Consider the following 5,431-nt stretch of genomic DNA (forward strand, 5'->3'; position numbering starts at 1 on the left):
AGAAGGCTCCAACCTTGGTAAAGACATTTCGTCGCAGGTAATGGCACAGCCTAAGGCTCTGCTTATCGCCTCTGGGGTATTGGTTCTGATGGGTATAATCCCAGGATTCCCGACGATGGCATTCATGGTCCTTGCTGCCATCCTCGGAGTAATATCATATGCTCTATGGTCAGCATCGAAGACGAAAAAACGTCTACATCGTGCCGGAGGTCATGCTTCAGTATCTTCAGCCACCGCCGAAGACCCTACCGTCGACACCGATATCCCCGGACACGCTGTCGTCACTGGCGGAGGCATCGACAACTATGCTTTAACCCTTCCTGTCGTCCTCGAGACCGGACACTTTCTCTCCGAGAAGGTCAAAGAATCTGAGAAGGGTCAGAGCTTCATAGACCTTATGATTCCGAAGATGCGTCAGGCGCTGTATAACGATATGGGGGTACGCTTTCCCGGCGTCCATGTACGTATCGAGTCTCCCGCCCTCGAAGAGCCCGAATATTCCATACACCTCAACGAGGTCCCTATCGTCAAGGGTCGCATCCTTCCTGGCCATGTTCTCACCAATGAGACCGAAGACAATCTCAAGCGTTTTCAGATACCTTTTACGTCGTATAAAAACGTTTTAAACATGCCGACGTTGTGGGTCGAAGACCAATATACCGAGCTTCTTAAAAAGGCAGGGATAAAGTTCTGGGCGCCTCTAGAGGTTGTCGTCTTACACCTATCGTTCTTCTTCAGGAACTATGCCAACGAGTTCGTCGGCATCCAAGAGGTGAAGTCCATGTTAGAATTTATGGAGAAGTCGTTCCCCGACCTCATCAAAGAGGTTACGAGGCTTATCCCTCTGCAGAAGCTTACTGACATCTTCAAGCGTCTCATCCAGGAGCAGATCTCCGTAAAAGACCTGCGTACTGTTATGGAGGCTTTAAGCGAATGGGGGCAGTCGGAGAAAGATACCGTACTTTTGACGGAATATGTACGTTCTTCTTTGAAGAGATATATCAGCTACAAATACTCTCTTGGGCAGTCGGTGTTATCGGTATATATCCTAGACCCAGAGATCGAAGACATGGTTCGTGGCGCGATAAAACAGACGTCAGCAGGGTCGTACCTCGCCCTCGACCCCGACTCCGTACAGCTCATCCTACAGAGCATCAGAAGCACGATAACGCCGCCGCCTCCTGGCGGGCAACCTTCGGTACTTCTTACTGCCATCGACGTACGTCGTTTTGTCAGGAAACTCATCGAGATGGAGTTCTCCAACGTCTCTGTTGTGTCATATCAAGAGATAATCCCCGAGATAAGCATCCAGCCTCTTGGCAGGATACAGATCTCATAACTAGAAGGAAGTGAATTGTTATGGCAGACGGACCTAAAATAGGGATAGAGGCAAACTCCGTAAAACTTAACGTTGGAAATATCGGCGCTAAAGAGACCGCTGCTAAAGAAATAGCGCAAGTTGACAGCAATGAATCTGCGGCGATGGCAGCCTCCAGCGGCGCCGGAAATCTAGTCCGCAGTTTCATAAGAAAGGCGGTGAGATTCCGTAAGAAAGCTGCTGCTACCGAAGGCGAAAACGATGCAGAAGAAAGCCCTGAGGCGAAGAAAGCCGAAGCCAAAAGAGTCAAAGCTGTCGAGAAGTCTAAAGGAACTGGCGAGCGCGGAAAGAGGGGCTATGGCGAGCTGCTTACTCCCGGTGACATTGAAAAATTAAAAGGCATGGTAAAGCTCCTCACAGCAGACCCTTCCAAAGCGAAGAGCGTCCTGTCTATGATCAAAGAGATTCTTCCCAACGACCCAAGCCTTCACATGGCAGCTCTTGAAAAGCTCGCTGACATGCTCCAAGCTCCCGATATCACCGAAGATGTAGGAGCTGAAGTACAGTCTAATATCTCCAAAGATGTCGGAGAGGCTTTAGACTCTTTCGACAACGAATACAACAAAGTTGTTCAGACCGGAGAAAACATCTTCGCAAAAATCTGGGAAAATGAAGGTGGCTCTTCTGCTGAATTACGTGGGGTGTTTTTCAAATACATAACTAATGAACGAGAAGACGTACATTCTCTTTTTAATAAACTAGCACCATCTCTTGATACCGAAGAGGGAAAAGACTTCCATGCCGTGCTCGCCTTCCTTTTTAATGGCATAGGCACTGAGCTTAATGCCGGCGGGGCGGAAATTGAACCTGGGGAACTCCATGATCTGACCACTGCCTCAAAAGACTTACAAGCTCTGTCGAATGTTATGCGCAACACTTTTAGCAACCACGAAAGCGTGAAAGAATATTACAAAGGGCTTTCTAGCACCACACAAGAAGCATAAGGAGAACATACTATGCCGATGCCCGAACAGCTTACTGTTAAAAGCTACGCCAAGATTTTTTTGGAACTAGCAAAGGAACGCTATCCTACTGTAGAGCGTATACTCAAGATCTCCGACGACCTCGGCATCGCCAAAGACGACATACGCACTAAGATCTTCCTATTCACACAGTTTCGTTTGATGATAAAAGACATGGACCCTGAGAGGATCTTCGAGACGCTAGAACATCGCGATGAAATCTACGACGCTATCCTCGACACCTTAGAAGAACTCGAAGACGACCTCGAAGAGCTCGAAGCCGAAGAAGAAGAATACGACTTCCTTGAATTCGACGAAGACGAGGAAGATGAAGAAGAAGATGAGGAAGATGAGAAAGAAGAAGGCTCAGGTTTCTGGGATATCGACACCAGCGAATATGAGTAACAAAAAAAAAGGAAGAAGCGATGGAATCTTTTGAGATGATACTGAAAAATCTTGGGATGGCGCTGAACATCCCTCTATCTCCTGACAAGTTGGGCAACTGTCTTATTGAGTTCCCCGACGACACGCAGGTGCAGATAGAGTTCGACAAAACCAAAGGGCGCCTTCTTGTTTTTACTGTACTTGGAAAATTGTCCCCTGGAGCTTTCAAGACGACGGTCCTTGAGAAAGCCCTTATCGCCAACAATGCCACGCCTCCGTTGTATGGAATCTTCGCATATAGCGATGTCAAGGAAAGCCTTATGTTATTCGAATACATCGAAGCCACGCTCTCCGGCGCTGTTATTAAGGAATACATCGACAGCTTCACAGAAAAATCACGCAAATGGGCCGAAGCTCTTGGGTCGGGGATCATCTCTCCCGACCTTCTTGGCGACAGCAGCAAAGCCTCAGAGAACAAACTCTTCGGGCTATGAAGACGTTCCTCGCCATACTATCGGCATGTATTTTGTCTGCTACGGCCCTCGTCGCTAGCGACGTTGTGACGAAGACACCGCAGCAGCTCGACGCCCTATACCATGGCCTCGACCCGTCTTCGATATCACAACATCTTGCCTTCTACAAGCTATATCCCGACACCCCACAAGGTCGTGATGCCTACGACGACGCCATACACCTCCTCGGCGGCAACAGCTACGACGGCAGCACAACAATAACGACTCCCCTGCCTTCAAACGCTATAAATACTATGGTGTCGCTCATCACCGTCCCTGGAGGCACCACAACGACTACGCCTTTCACCGACGACGAATGTTTGGCGATATCGAATATCGCTTCGCGTCTGAAAAACCGCCATCTTCCCGGATATAATGCCGCCACAGAAGAAGAAGTGCTATCTCTTGATGATACCGACATCGACATTGCCCGCGCCCTTCTTCTTAGCTACTATGGCGATGATGACGTCGAAGAGATCTCCCGCTACGAAGCTCTTCTCGATATTATGTCGTTAGAAATCCTTGCCGGCCTCTCCGACGAAGCACCTCCAGAAGATATTATACGCGCAATTTCACGTTTCGTCTTCGAAACCATGCGCTTCCGCTTCCCTCCGGAGTCTCTATACCGCCAAGATATCGACTACTACACGTTCCTGCCTTCAGTGTTGGATTCCCGTCGTGGTGTATGCCTCGGCGTCAGCACATTATACCTCTGTATAGCACAACGCCTTGGCCTTGACCTTGAAGTCGTGACGCCTCCAGGACATATATTCCTACGATACCGCCATGATGACGGCACCTTCACAAACATCGAGACAACAGCGCGAGGCATCGACATCCCCACAGAATCATACCTAGGCATCAACACTCGCTCTCTGCAGGAGCGTTCATACAAAGAAGTCATCGGCCTTGCACACTACAACCAAGCATCGGTATGGTGGCAGGGTGGCGACTACGACAAGGCCTTGGCGTCGTACCAGAAAGCCGTTCCGTACCTTCCTAACGACACCATAGCGCAAGAATTCCTCGCCTATGCCTTTATCGCTACCGGCGACAAAAACAAAGGCAAGAAGATACTAAAAGCCGTCCATGATGTCACCCCCGACGATCTCGTCTGTCGCGACACCATCGCCGACGAATACCTCGACGGCAACGTTGACATCGACGGCATCGCCATGCTTTTCACCCATACCGACGAGACAAGGGTTTCCATCTTCGAAAAGCAGGAGAAACTACATGATATCCTTGAGCTTTACCCGAAGTTCCGCGCTGGACACCTCGCCCTAGCGATAACATGGCTACAGCTCAGCAGAGAAAAAGAGGCGCTACAATCGCTACAGAAATACCATGCTCTCGATAGTGGCGACCCTACCGTAGAATACTACCTCTCCACGATATACTTCAGCCGCCAAGACTATAAAAACGCTTATATTCATCTCTCCAATGTTCTCGCCCTTACAGCATCGCGTGACCACAAACCCAAAGCTCTCGAAATTATGAAAAGAACACTTGAAGTTCGAAGTTCGGAATAGGAGATTTTCACCACAGAGCTATGGAGGGCACAGAGAAAAAACGCTGTTGCATTAAAAATAATGGTAGGTATATTGATTATATCAGCATAACATCTATAAGGAGAGGGATATGGGAGTACATAGTAATATCAAAGAAGTTGTAGGAAGCTTTTCGTCGGAGATAGGAGTAGAAGCTCCGAACTTCAACGACAATGGTATATGCTATATAACCATCGACGACTGTGTTATTACGCTCGAGGCTTCTGAATTAGATAACAAGTTGTACATTTCGGCGGTAGTATGCGAAGGCGATAGCGTCCATAATGAAAGCGTTCTAAAAGCGGCGCTCGCCGGAAACATGTTCTGGATAGAAACCAGAGGCGCCACTCTTATGTACGACGAAGCTACCAACAGAATTTTTATGTGCTATAATGAAAATCCCGAAACCTTGGATTTAGAAAGCTTCAAAAACATCCTTGGAAATTTTGTAGAATGCGCTAAAGAATGGACTGAAAAGTTACAAGAAGCCACAAAGGTGTAAAGGAGTAGCAAGATGCCGGACAATATCATATCAGGCGCTGGGTCTTTCAAGCTGCCAGAAAGCATGAAGGCTACGACAGCGAAGGCGCTGGAAGGAAAAACAGTATCTACGGCGGTCACTGCAAAGCAAAAGGAAAGCACTGC

General features: G+C 48.4%; 6 protein-coding genes. All 6 read left to right on the top strand.

Annotation, left to right across the window (positions count from 1 at the left end; translation table 11 throughout):
- Positions 1-1,339: EscV/YscV/HrcV family type III secretion system export apparatus protein (locus HN980_04185; GenBank protein ID MBT6928675.1), on the top strand; the 1,339-nt coding region annotated here is incomplete at its 5' end.
- Positions 1,340-1,359: 20 nt separating this feature from the next.
- Positions 1,360-2,322, top strand: a complete 963-nt coding sequence (locus tag HN980_04190) for a hypothetical protein (GenBank protein MBT6928676.1) — start codon at positions 1,360-1,362, stop codon at positions 2,320-2,322.
- 12 nt (positions 2,323-2,334) lie between these two features.
- Positions 2,335-2,745, top strand: a complete 411-nt coding sequence (locus tag HN980_04195) for a hypothetical protein (protein MBT6928677.1) — start codon at positions 2,335-2,337, stop codon at positions 2,743-2,745.
- Positions 2,746-2,765: 20 nt separating this feature from the next.
- Complete coding sequence (locus tag HN980_04200; protein ID MBT6928678.1) at positions 2,766-3,218, top strand: hypothetical protein; 453 nt, start codon at positions 2,766-2,768, stop codon at positions 3,216-3,218.
- Positions 3,215-4,768 (top strand): hypothetical protein, encoded by a 1,554-nt coding sequence (locus HN980_04205; GenBank protein ID MBT6928679.1) that lies wholly within the window; start codon positions 3,215-3,217, stop codon positions 4,766-4,768. The genes HN980_04200 and HN980_04205 overlap by 4 nt, the downstream gene beginning before the upstream one ends.
- A 109-nt stretch (positions 4,769-4,877) precedes the next feature.
- Positions 4,878-5,288: a type III secretion system chaperone gene (locus HN980_04210; GenBank protein MBT6928680.1), complete on the top strand. Its 411-nt coding sequence runs from the start codon at positions 4,878-4,880 to the stop codon at positions 5,286-5,288.
- Positions 5,289-5,431 lie beyond the last annotated feature (143 nt).

Source organism: Waddliaceae bacterium, from assembly GCA_018694295.1.
In the GTDB taxonomy this organism is placed as follows: Bacteria; Chlamydiota; Chlamydiia; order Chlamydiales; family JABHNK01; genus JABHNK01.